Origin of the sequence: Actinomyces polynesiensis, assembly GCF_000820725.1 — a bacterium.
GTDB classification, from domain to species: domain Bacteria; phylum Actinomycetota; class Actinomycetes; order Actinomycetales; family Actinomycetaceae; genus Pauljensenia; species Pauljensenia polynesiensis.
In genome coordinates, this window is sequence record NZ_CCXH01000069.1 from 1 (window position 1) to 15,202 (window position 15,202).

Sequence of the window (15,202 nt, forward strand, 5' to 3'; positions counted from 1 at the left end):
CATTCTCACATCACCGGCAGGTCCCTGTCATGGGACCACCCCCGGGACCGCGGGGTCCCGGGGGTGGTCACCGTCACGACCTCGTCGTGGTCAGTCGTTCTCCGCGTGGTACTGCTCCACCACGGGAGCCGGGATGCGGCCCCTGTCGGAGACCTCGATGCCCTTCTTCTGTGCCCAGGCCCGGATCTTCGCGGCCTCGGACGGAGCACTGCCGGAGGAGCTCCGACGACGACGCGTCGTGGTGCGTCCCCCCACCCGACGGGCGTGGGACTCCCACTTCGCGAAATCCTCGAGCAGGTCGGTCGCGTGCTCCTCGTTCAGGTCGATCTCGAACGCGACCCCATTCACTGAGAATGAGATCGTCCTGTCCGCGCTCGAACCGTCGATGTCATCCACGAGGACAACCTCGGTCTTCTTCATGTTTCCTCTCCCATCCTCACAGTGGAAACCACTTCGGAACAGAACGCTATCAGTGTTCCCAACCCGTGTCATCAGCAATAGGCGCCCACAGGAATGTCTCCCGCTGACATTGTCGAAAAATCACTGGAACACGTGTCCCACTTTGATCGATTCGATGCCATTGGCATTCCAACGCATTTACCCGTGGATTCGCTCCACTTCGTCCGTCCGCCCAAGAGCGGACCCCCGCCCGGCTCCCCGCGGAGGGGGCCCTCCCCCTGACCTGCGAATCAGGGTCCCTTCAGGGCATTCCCCGATGGCGCGGACGGGGAGGGGATGGAACGGTGGGTAATGGCCGGACGTGTTCCACTCCGGTTCGACCCGAGGAGGAGGTGTCATGGAGTTCCTCGCCCTGATCGGTTCGCTCGGGACCTCCCTCGGGGACTGGGTGGCCGGCGCGTCCACCTCCCACTGGTCTCTCCTGGTGCTCTTCCTCCTGTGCTGGGGGGACGGATTCTTTCCACCGCTGCCATCGGGCACATTGGTGTCTGCTCTCGGTGCTGCAGCCATTTCCTCGGGATCACCGGAACTCCTCGTGGCCGTCATGGCAATAGGGTCAACCGGTGCACTCGCAGGTGATCTGACAATGGTTGCAATCGGGCGTCGCATTTCCACACACGGAAATGGTCGCCTCTCCCGGCTCTCCGGCAGCGTCGTGTCCCGGGCGGAGTGCCACTGGACGGTGCTCCTGTCGACCTCCCGGTTCGTCCCCGTCCTCCGGGTCGCCGTCTTCCTGGCGGCGGGGGCGCGGCGCGTGCCCCTGGGTCGGGTGCTGCTCCTGGACGGCATCGCCGCCTCCACGTGGGCCTGCACCTACGCCCTGTCGGGCGCCCTGGGCGGCACCCTCAGCACACACCCACTGGTCGGCATGGCGATCGGGATCCTCGTCGGGCTGGTCGTCGGATCGCTGGTGGCCGCCCTCGCCCAGGTCCTCCAGCGCCCTGCGGCAGGGACCGTGGACGGGACAGGCGTCCCGTCCACGTCACAGGACCCACCCGTTCCACAGCGGTCCTCCGCGCCGTCCCCGCAGTCGGCCGGGACGTCCCAGCAGCCCGCAGCGGGTCTCCGTGGGACAGTGGCCCTCCCCCTCGACATGTAGTTGAAATCTGTACTACTCTGTGGCGACTGCCGGTCACGTCGACCGGCGCAGCCACGGACATCGGGGGCACACATGCAGTTCGGGATCTTCACCGTCAGTGACGAGACCACGGATCCGACCACCGGGCACACGCCCGACGACGCCGAACGCATCGCGGCAACCCTGACGATCGCCCGTCACGCCGAGGAAGTGGGACTGGACGTGTTCGCCCTGGGCGAACACCACAACCCGCCCTTCTTCAGTTCCTCCCCGACGACCACCCTGGCCCGCATCGCCGCCGCGACGACCACGCTGCACCTGTCGACCTCGACCACCCTCATCACCACCAATGACCCGGTGAAGATCGCCGAGGACTACGCCATGCTCCAGTACATGTCGGATGGGCGGGTCGACATGATGATGGGCCGCGGCAACACGGGCCCCGTCTACCCCTGGTTCGGCAAGGACATCCGCGAGGGGATCCCCCTCGCCGTGGAGAACTACGCCCTCCTGCGCCGCCTGTGGGACGAGGAGGTCGTGACCTGGGAGGGCCGCCACCGCACCCCCCTGCGTGGCTTCACCTCCACACCCCGCCCGCTCGACGGCATCCCACCCTTCGTCTGGCACGGGTCCATCCGCTCCCCGGAGATCGCCGAGCAGGCGGCCTACTACGGGGACGGTTTCTTCCACAACCACATCTTCTGGCCGGCCGAGCACACCCGCCGCATGGTCGCCCTCTACCGCGAGCGCTACGAGCACCACGGGCACGGACCCGCCGCGAACGCCGTCGTCGGACTGGGGGGACAGGTCTTCATGCGTCACCGCTCCCAGGACGCGGTGGCGGAGTTCCGCCCCTACTTCGACAACGCCCCCGTCTACGGCCACGGACCCTCCCTGGAGGAGTTCACCGAGATGACCCCCCTCACCGTCGGGTCCCCCCAGCAGGTCATCGACCGCACCCTGGGCTTCCGGGAGTACGTCGGCGACTACCAGCGCCAGCTCTTCCTCATGGACCACGCGGGGCTCCCCCTGAAGACGGTCCTCGAACAGCTCGACCTCCTCGGTGGGGAGGTCGTGCCCGTCCTGCGACACGAGTTCGAGTCGCTGCGCGCGCCGGGGGTCCCCTCAGATCCGCCCACCCACGAGTCCATGCTGCGCCGACGCGACGGGGAGGGTGCCACGAGCAGGATCACGACCGAGCTCGCGCGGGCCGGGCGGGTGCTCGAGGAGGTCCGCCTCGCACGGGGGGACCGCACGGGGCGCCCCCCCGGGGATCCCTCCACGCCCACGGCCGATCACTCCACCGTCGGCGCCTCCACCGCGGACTCCTCCACACCCTCGGACGTCACGTCCCCGGACGGGGCCGACGACGTGTCACTGACCGGGACCACGCCGGGGACCCCCACGGGCACGCGGGAGGACCCAGGCGCCGCGAACGCCGACTCCTTCGGCCCCCGCCCGGTCTCCCCCACCCAGGACTCCGTCACCGGGGCCTCCTTCTACCCGCTCGCCCCCAGTGACGAGGACGCCGTGGACCACGCGGACACCCTCATCCGGTTGACGGAGGCGCGATGAGCGCGGTGGGGAGCACCCCGGAGGAGCCACTGCGGATCGTCGTCGTCAACGCCGGCCTGTCCTCGGAATCGGCCACGGCACGGCTCGGTCACGCCCTCGTGCGTTCCCTCCGGGACCACGCCACCCGCCGCGCCCTGTCCGTTGAGGTCACCGTCGTCGACCTGCGTCCACTCGCGCGCGCCGTCGCCGACGCCCTCACCACCGGATTCGCGCCGCCCGACCTGCAGACGGCCCTCGACTCGGTGGGCGCGGCCGACGGCGTCATCGCCCTGACCCCCGTCTACCGCGCCTCCTTCTCGGGACTGTTCAAGTCGTTCTTCGACGTCGTGGACGAGGACGCCTGCGGGGCGACGCCCGTCCTCCTGGGGGCGACGGGTGGAACCCCCGCCACGCCCTCGTCACGGAGACCGCGCTGAGGCCCCTCTTCACCTACCTCCACGCCCCCACGGTGACGACGGCGGTGTACGCCGCGACGGAGGACTGGGGGGCGAGCGCCGCCGACTCCGACGGATCGGGTGGGACGCGTCTGGGCACGAGGATCCGCCGCGCCACCTCGGAGCTGCTCGACATGGTGGCCCCCGCCCCGACGACGGGACCGCGGGTGGTCCCCCGCCCCGGCAGCGGCGACACCCCCGCGACGGCGGACCCGGGGACGTCCTCGGAGGCGGGGACGTACCCGGGGTTCGTCGACTTCGAGACGCTCCTGCACGGCGGTGGGGAGCGGTGAGCCGGGGCAGCGCCGCACGGGCACGGGCGTGGGAGGCCTACTTCACGACCACGTCGCGGCTGGCCGACAGGCTCGAGCGCCGGCTCAAGGCCGGGTGCTCGCTCAGCCTCCCCGAGTACAACGTCCTCCTCCAGGTGCAGCGCGCGGGGTCGGGGGGCATCCGCCCCTCGGCCCTCGCCCACGAGGTCGTCTTCAGCCCCTCACGCCTCACCCACACCCTCGACAGGTTGGGCAGGCGCGGGCTGCTGGAGCGGCGCGCCTGCGACACGGACGGCCGTGGGGGTCAGGTGCACCTGACACCGGCGGGACGCTCGGTGTTCGACGAGGCCGCCCGCGTGCACCGTGCGCTCGTGCGCGACCTGGTGCTCGACGACCTCGAGCCCGGGGAGGACGAGGTCCTCGAGCGCGTCTTCACGCGGATCGCCCGGCGTCTCGACGAGGACTCCTGAGGGGCACCCGGGGACGCCGGGCGGTCCGCGGGCTGCTCAGAGACCCGAGACGGTCCCCTCGATGACGTTGTCGGCGAGGGCCGACTCGGCGTCGCGACCGAGGCGGATGCCGCGGATGATCGCCACGACACCACTGACCACCAGGGCCGCACCGGTGAAGATGACCAGCCAGACCGCGGACCAGCCGGGGACCGCGAGGACGGTCACGCCGGCGAGGATCGAGATGATCCCGAAGGCGATGGCCCAGCCCTGCGAGGCCGCGGAGCCGGACTCGACGAGGGCCAGGATGCCCTCCACGATCCAGGCGATGCCGACGATGAAGCCGATGACCACGGCGAGCGTCGCTGCTGCCATCGCGGAGTTGCGGAGCATGAACACGCCGCCCACGATGAAGAGGATGCCGAACATCAGGTCGAGCACCCGCAGGCCCGCCGAGAGTCCGGGGGTGGACAGGGCCAGGAGGACACGGGCGACGCCGGAGATCAGGAAGTAGATGCCGAGCAGCACGGCCGCGACCTGGAGGGACTTGGTCGGCCAAATGAGCAGGAGTGCACCGATGATGATGGCCGCGGAGCCCGCGACGAGGATCGTCGACCGCACGGCATGCAGGACCGAGCTGGTCACTCTCGAGGCATCGAGACGCAGGGAGTCGAAGGGGGTGGTTGGCGTGGACATGTGTCCTCCCGAGGATGCAGTGCAGGCCCTTCACCTGGCGGGTGCCGGAGGGTCCGGTCCCAGCGTAGACGGCTCACGGCTCCCGCGGCACTCCCCCACCGGGGGGCGGACCGGTGTGACACGGTTGTCCCTCACGACCCGCCTCCCGGCCCGGCGGTCGGACCCACGGCGTGACCGGTTCGCCGGGGGAGGAACGCACGTCGTAGCGTGGGGGCATGGACCCCGCAGGTGAGGCGCGCACCCCCGCCCTCCGCTTCCTCTCGGCCGTGCTCCTGTCGGGCCTGACGGCGGGGGCAACCGGCTGGTTCTTCGTGCGACTGCTCCACCTGCTGGAACACCTCGCCTACGGCCTGGGTGAGGGCACGTTCCTCGCCGCGGTCGTCTCCACCGACCCCCGCAGACGGGTGGCCGTCCTGGCCCTGGCCGGGCTCATCGGCGGGGTGTCCTGGTTCCTCATCCGCCGCCACGGTCGGGGCATCGTCTCCGTCACCGATGCGGTGGCGGGGTGGCGCATGCCGCTGGTGACGACATTCCTGCACTCCACCACCCAGGTCGTCATCGTCGGTCTGGGTGCCTCGATCGGCCGGGAGGTCGCGCCCCGGGAGATGAGTGCCGCCCTGTCGGGCGCCCTCGCCGACCGTCTCGGCCTCACCGCCGCCGACCGCCGCACGGTCGTGGCCTGCGGGGCGGGTGCCGGCCTGGCCGCGGTCTACTCCATCCCACTGTCCGGGGCGGTCTTCGCCCTGGAGGTCCTCCTGGTGAACCTCGGCCCGCGCTCGGTGTGGCCGGCACTGGCCACCTCCGGTGTCGCCGTGCTCGTCGCGGACGGCTGGCAGCGGCCGGAGCCGTTCTACACGGTGCCGGACCTCCGCGCGACCGCCTCGCTGCTGGTGTGGGCGGTGGTCATGGGGCCGTTCCTCGGAGCCCTCGGGCACCTCTTCCACCGTGCGGTGCGCCGCTTCGAGGTCGACCGCCCGACCGGCGCGAGCCTCCTCCTCACGATGCCGCTGGGATTCACCGTGGTCGGACTGGTCTCGGTGTGGGTGCCCAGCGTCCTGGGCAACGGACAGTCCACCGCCCAGACGGCCTTCGACGCGACAGCACTCGCGCCGTTGGTGGTGGTGGTGCTCGCCCGGGCCGTGGCCACACTCCTGACGATCCGCTCCGGAGCCTGGGGTGGCACCCTGACCCCCGGCATCGCCCTGGGTGCCGGCCTGGGCGCCCTCTCCGGCCTCGCGTGGTCGATGATGTGGCCGGGCACGCAGGTCGCGGCCTTCGCACTCATCGGTGCCGCGACCTTCCTCGGGACCTCGATGCGGGCCCCCTTCACGGCGCTGGTCCTCGTCCTCGAGCTCACCCAGCAGGGGGTGCAGGTCCTCGTGCCCGCCCTCCTGGCACTGGCCGGCGCGGTGGCGGCGTCCGCCTGGGTCGAGGGGCGCCTCTCCGCGCCGTCCGCGCGCCGCGGGAGCCGCTGAACGCGGACGTGGACGGGACCGGACCGGGCCGGGTTCCCGCCCGACCGGCACGTCACCGCCGCCACCTCCCGGGCGCGCCACCGAGTCCCTGGCCCGTCGCGACCGCGGGCCCGTGGGTCGGGCCGGCGCGGTCAACAGCAACCGGTGGAGACGTTCCCCTCCTCGAAGTCCGCCCGGGCACGCCAGAACTGGCGCTCCGTCATCGGCTCGTGGTCGGGGTGCTCACGGGCATGACGCTCCACGTAGCGGTCGTAGGCCGACTCCCCCGTGAAGTCACGCCACAGCCGACGCGCCTCCCGCAGGTACCCGCGCGGGGACTCCTGGGGGCCGTGCCACCGTGCGCTCCTGTCCGCGCCCGGCCCCGGGCCGTCGACCCCCGGACCCGGTCCTCGTACCGGCCCTCGCTCCACCTCCCCCGTACGGGCAGCCGCACGCAGGTCCGGCACCGGGCGCACGGCGGCGCCGCCCTCGTCCACGGCAGGGACGGGAGCGGCACCGCTGGTGCGCGAGGAGGACACCTCAGTGCCCACCGCGGTGCTCCGGGTGACCGGGGACCAGGGCTGGGTCCCCGACCACCGCGTACTCCCGGGCCAGTTCCTTGTCGAGCTTCGAGGCGATGAGCGTCGAGGGCGCGAAGAAGTTCGACTCCCGGAACGGGTCCTCCGAGGTGGTCGTGTCACCCGTGCGCAGGGTGCGCACCACCCGCAGTGCGGCGCAGACGACCACGAAGGCCACCGCGACGAGGAACACGACCGAGAGCGTGCCCTGGATGGCGGTGTTGCGCACGATCGCCTCCTGCACGGCGACCTCCTCGGCGTCGGTGAGGGTGGGAAGGAGTGCGCGCGCGTCCCGCCACTGCTGCCAGTACCCGATGTTGGGATCCGTGGAGAAGATCTTCTGCCACGAGGCCGTGAAGGTCACCGCGGTGTCGAAGAGGAAGGGCACCAGCGGGATCCACACGTACTTCACGTACCCCTTGCGCACCACCATGACCGTGACCACCAGCAGGGCGACGGCCGCGATCAGCTGGTTGGCGATGCCGAACAGCGGGTAGAGCGTCTGGATGCCACCACGCGGGTCCGTGACACCCATCAGCAGCAGCGAACCCCACGAGGCGACCACGACCGCGGTGGACAACCACGCCCCGACCCTCCAGGAGGGGTCCTTGAACTTCGGCAGGGCGTTGCCCAGCGCGTCGGAGAGCTGGAAGCGCGCCACGCGGGTCACCGCGTCGACGGCGGAGAGGATGAAGAGGGCCTCGAACATGATGGCGAAGTGGTACCAGAAGCCCATCATCGCCCGGCCGCCGCCGATCTGGTGGAGGATGTGGGCCATCGAGACCGCCAGGGTCGGGGCACCGCCGGTGCGCGAGACGATGGAGGGCTCGCCCATGTCCTCGGCGACCTGCCTGAGCGCGTCGGCGCCCTCGAAGGTTGTCGGGTTGCCCTGGTCGTCCCAGGACTCCCACCGCGGCATGATGCTGTTGCCGTGGACGTCGGTGACACCCAGGTTCTGCACGGCGGCGGAGGTGATCTCCTCACGGTCCGTCGTGGTCTCGGTGACGGAGGTGCCGGCCAACTTGTCGACGGTGGCGGACGAGGTGTTCATGGCGAAGTACACGCCCTGGTTCAGGGAGACGGCCGCGGCGAGCGCCATGATGGCCACGAAGGACTCCATGAGCATGCCGCCGTAGCCGATCATGCGGACCTGGGACTCCTTCTGGATCATCTTCGGGGAGGTGCCGGAGGCGACCATGGCGTGCATGCCCGACAGCGCCCCGCAGGCGATGGTGATGAAGAGGAAGGGGAAGAGGGTGCCCGCGAAGACAGGGCCGTCGGTGTTGGAGGCGAACTCGGTGACGGCGGGCATCTCGACGATGGGTCGCACGATGATGATGCCGAGCGCCAGGACGACGATGGTGCCGACCTTCATGAAGGTGGAGAGGTAGTCACGCGGGGTCAGCAGCACCCACACGGGCAGGACGGCGGCGAAGAAGCCGTAGACGATCATGGCCCACACGAGGGTCGTGGGCGAGAGGTGCAGGTACTGGCCGAAGGAGGACTCCGCGACCCAGCGGCCCGCGATGATGACGATGACCAGCGCGGTGCACCCGGCGACGGAGACCTGGGTGATCCTCCCGGGCTGGACGTAGCGCAGCCACAGGCCCATGACGACGGCGATCGGGATGGTGCAGCCCACGGAGAAGACGCCCCACGGGGAGGCGGCGAGGGCGTTGACGCAGACCATGGCGAGGACGGCCAGGACGATCATCAGCATGACGAAGACGACGACGGTGGCGACGGTGCCACCGATCCGGCCGATCTCGTCGGTGGCCATCTGGCCGAGTGAGCGCCCGCCGCGACGCATGGAGAAGAAGAGGACCAGCATGTCCTGGACCGCGCCGGCCACGCACACCCCGATGATGATCCACAGGGTGCCGGGCAGGTAGCCCATCTGGGCGGCCAGGACGGGGCCGACCAGTGGACCGGCGCCCGCGATGGCGGCGAAGTGGTGGCCGTAGAGGACGACCCGGTTGGTGGGGTCGAAGTCCTTGCCGTTGTTGATGCGCTCGGCCGGTGTGGCGTTGCGGTCGTCGGGTCGCATGATCGTGCGCTGGATGAACAGCGCGTAGAAGCGGTAGGCGATGGAGTAGGTGCACACCGCGGTCACGACGAACCAGATCGCGTTGACCTCCTCGCCGCGGACGATGGCCAGCATCGTCCAGCCGAGGACGCCGAGCAGGGTGATCACCACCCACAGGGCGATCTTCGCGGGCGTCCACCTGGTGTGCGGCTTGACGCCGACGGGCACGCCCTTCTCGTTGCGGATGACGAGTTGCTCCTCCTCGGGGGTGAAGGAGGGCAACTCCTGGACGGGTGTCTCAGCCATGGGGGACTCGCTCTGTGTCGTGGACCGGGATGGGGACCACCCCGCAGCGACATCGCCCCGGGGCCGTCCCTGCCACTGTAGGTGCGACTCGGGGACCGGATCTGGGACTCGTGACCCGTTTTCGTGGATGTTCCCGGGCGCCACCAAGTGCCCCCGCCTCCGGCCCCGGGGAAGCCCCCGCCCGGCCCCGCACCCGTGGGGTGGGGCACCCGGTCCCCGGCCGGAACGGTCCCTCCGCCCGGTCCCGACCGGAGCCGACCCGCCGCGCAGCTCAGCCCAGGACCCGGTCGAGCTCCCGCCCGATCGGCGCGCCACCACCCACCACGTCCAGGGTCCGGCGCACCGAGCGGCGGTCCGTCACGAGCGCGGCCAGCACCGCGGCGACGTCCCCCCGCGGCACCGGCTCGGAGGTCGCCCCCGGCTCGAGCGGTTCCCCGATCCTGACCAGCCCGGTCGGTGCCTCGAAGGAGAGTCGCCCCGGCCTGAGGATCGTCCAGTCCAGGGAGGTCGCCCGCAGGTCGGCATCCGCCTCACGCTTGGCGTGGACGTAGGCGCGCCAGGACTCGTCGGCGTCCGGACCCGGATCGCGGTCGACCATGGCCGAGACCTGCAGGAAGCGACGCACCCCGACGAGGGCGGCCGCCCGCTGGGCGAGGACCGAGCCCCCCAGGTCCACCGTGAGCTTGCGGGCCGGGCCGGACCCCGGACCGGCGCCGGCGGAGAAGACGATCGCGTCGACACCCGCGACCGCGTCCCCGAGCTGTTCCGCAGTGGCCTCCTCGATGTCGAGGTGGACGGGCACACCGCCCGCGGACTCGATGTCCTGCGCCTGGCCGGGGTTGCGCACGATCCCGAGCACGCGGGAGCCGCCCCCGGAGAGGAGACGGGTCAGCGCCAGTGCGATGTGCCCGTGGCCCCCGACGATCGCGATCGAGGGTTGGTCGGTGCGGAGGTCGGACATGGCGCGACCTCAGCGCCCGACCAGCGAGGACACCCGGTCCAGTCCGGCGACCTCCTCGGAGGTCAGCGTGAGGTCGACGGACGCCAGGAGCGGGGCGACCTGTGCGACGGTGCGCGCAGAGGCGATCGGCGCCACGACTGTGGGCTGCAGGGCGAGCCAGCGCAGTGCCACCGAGGCGGGCTGCACGGAGTGGACGGCCGCGACCTGGCGCAGCAGCTCGACGACGGCGAAGGCTTCGGGTGAGGCGTAGCCCTTGACGGTGTCGGAGCGGGCGCCCGAGATGTCCGCATCGGAGTGGTACTTCCCGGTGAGCAGCCCGGCAGCCAGGGACCAGTACGGCATGACGCCCAGGTGGTACTTCTCCGCGGAGGCGCGCAGGTTGTCCTCGAAGTCGGTGCGGTGGACCAGGTTGTAGTGGGGCTGCAGCGCGACGGGACGCTCCACGCCCTGCTCGTCGGCCGCCTCGATCCATGCGCGGATCGCCTCGGCGGAGAAGTTGGACAGGCCGACGTGGCGGACCTTCCCGTCCTTCTGCAGGGCTGCGAAGGCGGCCACGGACTCCTCGACGGGGGTCTTCGGGTCCTCCTGGTGGGCGTAGTAGAGGTCGATGTGGTCGGTCCTCAACCGCGACAGGGAGGCATTGGCCGCGCGGGTGACGTTGTCGGGGGCCAGGCCGGGGAACAGCGGGTGCTGGGCGACCTTGGTGGCCACCACCACGTCGTCGCGCCTACCGCGCCGGGTCAGCCACTCACCGATGATCGTCTCCGACTCCCCGCCCTGGTTGCCGGGCACCCAGGCCGAGTAGACGTCGGCGGTGTCGATGAAGTTCCCGCCCCCCTCCACGAACGCGTCCAGGACGACGTGGGACTCGTCCCGGTCCGAGGTCCACCCGAAGGTGTTGCCTCCCAGGCACAGGGGTGTGACGTCGAGGTCCGAGGTTCCGATCTTCGCCATGGTGTCTCCTTCTCAGCAGCATGTGTGGCGCCCGCAGGCGCACGTCCAGCGTAGGGCGGGTCGTCGGCGGGCGCTCCCCGGGACGGGCTGCTCAGGCGCCCGCCGCCTCCAGGGCCGCGTCGATGTCGGCCACCAGGTCCTCGACGTCCTCCAGGCCCACGGACAGTCTCACGATCCCCTCGGGCACGGCCCACCGGGCGCCCTGCTTGACCGCGTGCGTCATGACGGGCGGGTACTCGATGAGGGACTCCGCGGCACCCAGCGAGACCGCCAGGGAGAACACGTGGGTGGACTCCGCCACCCTGCGTGCCGTCGCCCCGTCTGCCACCTCGAAGGAGAGGACCCCGCCGGACGCCCGCATCTGGCGGGCCGCCAGGTCGTGGCCCGGGTCCTCCGCCAACCCCGGGTAGTGCACGGCACGCACCGCCGGGTGGTCGCGCAGGTGCTCGGCCAGGGCGAGGGCGGAGGCACTGTGCCGCTCCATCCGCACCGCGAGGGTCTTGAGCCCACGGTGGGCGAGGTGGGCGTCGCGCGGTGACTGGACAGAGCCGACGGCGCTCTGGAGGAAGCGGAGCTCCTGGGCCACCTCTCCCGTCCCCGTCCAGCCCCCGTCGGCGCCGCTCCCACCGGGCCGGTCGGGCAGGCGCAGGCCCTCGGCCACCACCACGGCCCCGCCGATGAGGTCGGAGTGCCCCCCGACGTACTTGGTCGTCGAGTGCACGACGAGGTCGGCCCCCTGGGCCAGGGGGTGCTGGAGGTAGGGGGAGGCGAAGGTGTTGTCGACGACCAGCAGCGCGCCCCCACGGTGGGCCGCGTCCGCGAGCGCGGCGATGTCGAAGACCTCCAGGAGGGGGTTCGAGGGCGTCTCCACCCACACCAGACGGGACCCGTTCCTGCGCACCGTCCGCTCCACCGCCTCCACGTCCGCGGGATCGACGGCTGTGGCCCGCAGACCCTCGGCCGGTCGCACCACGGTGAAGAGGCGGTAGGTGCCCCCGTAGACGTCGTCACCGAAGGAGACGTGGTCCCCGGGGCGGGTGAGGACCCGCACCAGGGTGTCCTCCGCGCTCATGCCCGAGGGGAAGGCGAGGGCGGCTCCACCACCTTCCAGGTCGGCCAGGGCCGCCTCGAAGGCGTCACGGGTGGGGTTCGCGCCGCGCCCGTACTCGTAGCCGCCCCGCAGCGTCTCGACCCCGTCCTGGACGTGGGTGGAGGCGATGTGCAGGGGTGGGACCACGTCTCCGGTCCCCGGGTCGGGGTCGTGCCCGACGTGGACCGCGCGGGTGGAGAACCCGTGCCCCGGGTTCGTGCTGGTCTCGGGCGTGGGTGCCATGTCCGTCCTCTCGCTCCGCCGCGCCGGGCGGAGGGGCCTCGCGGTCGTGTCTGTCGGGTGTGCGCAGTCCCCGTGGGGGACTCGTCGTGTCTCCTGCGGTGCCCCAGCTGTTCCAAGGATGGCGCTGTCTGCGTCACGATGCCCGTCCGTGTCACGGGAAGGTGGGTTCCCGGCGCTCCCCGGTCCGCGTCCGCCGGGGTGGGCCGTCCCCTCAGCTCGGGTCGAGCGGAGGTGCGCCGCCCTCGTCGCCGTGTTGGGCGAGCGGGTCGAGGACGCGCCGCAGGAAGCGCCGGGTGCGCTCCTCGCGGGGGTGGACGAGGACGTCGCCGGGGCGCCCCTCCTCGACGATGACCCCGCCGTCGAGGAAGGCGACGTGGTCGGCGACCTCCCGGGCGAAGGCGATCTCGTGGGTGACGACCACCATGGTCCATCCCTCCCCCGCGAGGTCGAGCATGACCTGGAGGACCTCGCCGACGGTCTCGGGGTCCAGCGCGGAGGTCGGCTCGTCGAAGAGCAGGAGGTCCGGGTGGAGGGCGAGCGCGCGGGCGATGCCCACCCGCTGCTGCTGGCCGCCGGAGAGCTGGGCGGGGTGGCGGTCCTCCAGGCCCTCCAGACCGACGCGGGCCAGGAGCGCGCGCCCCTCCTCCTCGGCCTCGGCACGGGGGCGGCCCTGGGCGTGGACCGGTCCCTCGGTGACGTTCTCCAGGGCCGTGCGGTGCGGGAAGAGGTTGTGGGCCTGGAAGACCATCCCGGAGCGGGCACGCAGCGCGGCGAGGTCCCGGCGGTTCGGGTGGGCGGCGTAGTCCACACTGGCCCCGTCGATGGTGACGGTCCCGGACTCGGGGACCTCCAGGGCGTTGAGGGAGCGCAGGAATGTCGTCTTCCCGGACCCCGAGGGTCCGATGAGGACCGTGACCGATCCCTTCCCCGCCTGCAGGGAGACCCCGCGCAGGACGTGTTTCTCCCCGAAGGACTTGTGCAGGTCCACGACGTCGAGCAGTGGCACGGTCCCTCCTCCCGGTTCAGGCGACACCGCGCTCGAGGCGGTGCTCGAGACGCAGCTGGACGGCGGACAGGACGGTGCAGATCACCCAGTAGTACAGGGCGGCCAGCGAGTACAGCGCGAGGAACTCGTACGTCGGGGCCGCGATGTTCTGGGCCTGGCGCAGGAGTTCCACCACCATGATCGAGGACGCCAGTGAGGTGTCCTTGACCAGGGAGATGAAGGTGTTGGACAGGGGAGGCACCGCCACGCGCGCCGCCTGGGGCAGGATCACGCGGCTGAGGGTGGCGGAGCGGGACAGGCCGATGGTCTGGGCCGCCTCCCACTGCCCGCGCGGGACGGAGAGGATGGCGGCACGGATCGCCTCGGCCGCGTAGCCCGCCACGTTGAGGGAGAAGGCGATGACGGCCGAGGGGAACGGGTCGATCACCAGCCCCAGGCTGGGCAGCGCGTAGAAGATGATGAAGAGCTGGACGAGCAGGGGCGTGCCGCGGATGACGGAGATGAACACCCGCGCCGCCCCCCGCAGGACGACGGTGTGCGAGATGCGCGCCAGTGCGACGCCCAGGGCGAGCACCAGGCCGATGGCGAAGGAGATCAGGGCCAGGGGGATCGTCCCCGTCAGCGCCCCCCGCGCGAGCGGCAGCAGGGAGTCCAGCAGCAGCTGCCGGGTGGAGTCATCCACGAGGGCGCCTCACTTCGTCTGCGCAGACGAGATGTCCGTGCCGAAGTACTTCTCCCCCAGGGAGGCCAGGGTGCCGTCGGCACGCAGCTCGTCGAGTGCCCCGTTGACGGCGTCGAGCAGGCCGGAGTCCTTGCGCAGGGCGAAGGCCTGGGAGACGGACTGGTCGGGGAGCTGGAAGGCGACCTTCACCGAGTCGTCGGAGGTCTGGGCGAGGTAGCCGAGCACGGCGAGGTTGTCGTTGAAGGTGAGGTCCACGCGTCCGTCCTTGAGGGCGGAGACCGCCTCCGTGAAGCCGTCCACCGGCACGACGGTCGCCCCGGAGTCCGTGGCGAGCTCGGCCCAGTTGGAGGTGGCCGACTGTGCGGAGGTCTTGCCCGTGACATCCTCGAGGGAGGTGATGGAGGAGTCGTCGGAGCGGACCACGGCGACGGGGATGGAGACCGAGTAGGGGTCGGAGAGGTCGTACTTCGCGGTGCGCTCGTCGTTGATCGTGACCTCGTTGGCGATGATGTCGTAACGCCCGGCCTCCAGGCCGGCGAAGATCGCGTCCCACTTGACCTCGGAGAACTCCGGGGTCACGCCGAGCTTCTGGGCGACGGCGGTGACGACCTCCACGTCGTAGCCGGTGAGGTCACCGGAGGAGGTGTCGTGGTAGGTGAAGGGGGCGTAGGTGCCCTCGGTGCCCACGCGCAGCACCCCGGAGGCCTGGAGCTCGGCCAGGGCGTCGGCGCCCGCGGACCGGGAGCCGGACTGGTCGCCGGAGGCGCCACCGGAGGTGGAACCCGTCCCGGAGGAGCAGGCGGACAGGGCGGTGGCGGACAGGGCCAGGGTGGCGAGGGCGGCGGCGATGAGTCGGGTCTTCATGGTCATGTCGCCCCACGCCAGGGGCGGGCCGCGCCGTCGCCCACCGGTGACTGCCTGACGGGACTTCGTGACACG

At 71.3% G+C, this 15,202-nt stretch carries 16 protein-coding genes; 6 read left to right on the forward strand and 10 right to left on the reverse strand.

All coding sequences use genetic code 11. The features are described from left to right. Positions 1–90 precede the first annotated feature (90 nt). Positions 91–420 carry a histone-like nucleoid-structuring protein Lsr2 gene (locus TA90_RS02405; RefSeq protein ID WP_043534431.1) on the reverse strand — a complete coding sequence of 110 codons (330 nt, stop codon included), beginning with the start codon at positions 418–420 and terminating at the stop codon, positions 91–93. Between the two features lie 721 nt (positions 421–1,141). Here TA90_RS02405 and TA90_RS15970 point away from each other — a divergent pair. The 5 genes from TA90_RS15970 to TA90_RS02425 all read left to right on the forward strand — a co-directional run bounded on the left by TA90_RS15970 (position 1,142) and on the right by TA90_RS02425 (position 4,288). Then, complete coding sequence (locus tag TA90_RS15970; RefSeq protein WP_187120072.1) at positions 1,142–1,558, forward strand: DedA family protein; 417 nt, start codon at positions 1,142–1,144, stop codon at positions 1,556–1,558. 72 nt (positions 1,559–1,630) lie between these two features. Then, positions 1,631–3,112, forward strand: coding sequence for an LLM class flavin-dependent oxidoreductase (locus tag TA90_RS02415; RefSeq protein ID WP_222704591.1), 1,482 nt, complete (start codon positions 1,631–1,633; stop codon positions 3,110–3,112). Continuing rightward, positions 3,109–3,528 carry an NAD(P)H-dependent oxidoreductase gene (locus tag TA90_RS14460; protein WP_052450399.1) on the forward strand — a complete coding sequence of 140 codons (420 nt, stop codon included), beginning with the start codon at positions 3,109–3,111 and terminating at the stop codon, positions 3,526–3,528. The genes TA90_RS02415 and TA90_RS14460 overlap by 4 nt, the downstream gene beginning before the upstream one ends. A 32-nt stretch (positions 3,529–3,560) precedes the next feature. After that, the gene (locus tag TA90_RS14465) at positions 3,561–3,839 is read left to right on the forward strand and encodes a hypothetical protein (protein WP_147513323.1); all 279 of its coding nucleotides are present in this window, start codon (positions 3,561–3,563) and stop codon (positions 3,837–3,839) included. Continuing rightward, on the forward strand, positions 3,836–4,288 hold the full coding sequence (locus TA90_RS02425) for a MarR family winged helix-turn-helix transcriptional regulator (protein WP_043534433.1): 453 nt from the start codon (positions 3,836–3,838) through the stop codon (positions 4,286–4,288). Before TA90_RS14465 ends, TA90_RS02425 begins: the two co-directional genes overlap by 4 nt. A gap of 36 nt (positions 4,289–4,324) precedes the next feature. On the opposite strand, the gene TA90_RS02430 is transcribed toward TA90_RS02425, so the two are convergent. After that, the gene (locus tag TA90_RS02430; RefSeq protein WP_052450401.1) at positions 4,325–4,963 is read right to left on the reverse strand and encodes an HdeD family acid-resistance protein; all 639 of its coding nucleotides are present in this window, start codon (positions 4,961–4,963) and stop codon (positions 4,325–4,327) included. 215 nt (positions 4,964–5,178) lie between these two features. Here TA90_RS02430 and TA90_RS02435 point away from each other — a divergent pair, with 215 nt between their 5' ends. After that, positions 5,179–6,438, forward strand: a complete 1,260-nt coding sequence (locus tag TA90_RS02435; RefSeq protein ID WP_052450402.1) for a chloride channel protein — start codon at positions 5,179–5,181, stop codon at positions 6,436–6,438. 131 nt (positions 6,439–6,569) lie between these two features. On the opposite strand, the gene TA90_RS15975 is transcribed toward TA90_RS02435, so the two are convergent. The 8 genes from TA90_RS15975 to TA90_RS14840 form a co-directional block, all read right to left on the reverse strand. Then, the gene (locus tag TA90_RS15975; protein ID WP_043534434.1) at positions 6,570–6,968 is read right to left on the reverse strand and encodes a YbdD/YjiX family protein; all 399 of its coding nucleotides are present in this window, start codon (positions 6,966–6,968) and stop codon (positions 6,570–6,572) included. Further along, positions 6,958–9,327: a carbon starvation CstA family protein gene (locus TA90_RS02445; protein WP_043534435.1), complete on the reverse strand. Its 2,370-nt coding sequence runs from the start codon at positions 9,325–9,327 to the stop codon at positions 6,958–6,960. The genes TA90_RS15975 and TA90_RS02445 overlap by 11 nt, the downstream gene beginning before the upstream one ends. 271 nt (positions 9,328–9,598) lie before the next feature. After that, on the reverse strand, positions 9,599–10,288 hold the full coding sequence (locus tag TA90_RS02450; RefSeq protein ID WP_052450403.1) for an NAD(P)H-binding protein: 690 nt from the start codon (positions 10,286–10,288) through the stop codon (positions 9,599–9,601). A gap of 9 nt (positions 10,289–10,297) precedes the next feature. Beyond that, positions 10,298–11,242, reverse strand: a complete 945-nt coding sequence (locus TA90_RS02455) for an aldo/keto reductase (RefSeq protein WP_043534436.1) — start codon at positions 11,240–11,242, stop codon at positions 10,298–10,300. Between the two features lie 91 nt (positions 11,243–11,333). Next, a complete protein-coding gene (locus TA90_RS02460; protein ID WP_043534437.1) occupies positions 11,334–12,575 on the reverse strand; it encodes a trans-sulfuration enzyme family protein in 1,242 nt (413 codons plus the stop codon). 211 nt (positions 12,576–12,786) lie between these two features. Then, positions 12,787–13,581, reverse strand: a complete 795-nt coding sequence (locus tag TA90_RS02465) for an amino acid ABC transporter ATP-binding protein (RefSeq protein WP_269419933.1) — start codon at positions 13,579–13,581, stop codon at positions 12,787–12,789. A 16-nt stretch (positions 13,582–13,597) separates the two neighbouring features. Further along, positions 13,598–14,263: an amino acid ABC transporter permease gene (locus tag TA90_RS14835; protein WP_043534438.1), complete on the reverse strand. Its 666-nt coding sequence runs from the start codon at positions 14,261–14,263 to the stop codon at positions 13,598–13,600. A gap of 9 nt (positions 14,264–14,272) precedes the next feature. Beyond that, positions 14,273–15,202: amino acid ABC transporter substrate-binding protein (locus TA90_RS14840; protein WP_222704592.1), on the reverse strand; the 930-nt coding region annotated here is incomplete at its 5' end.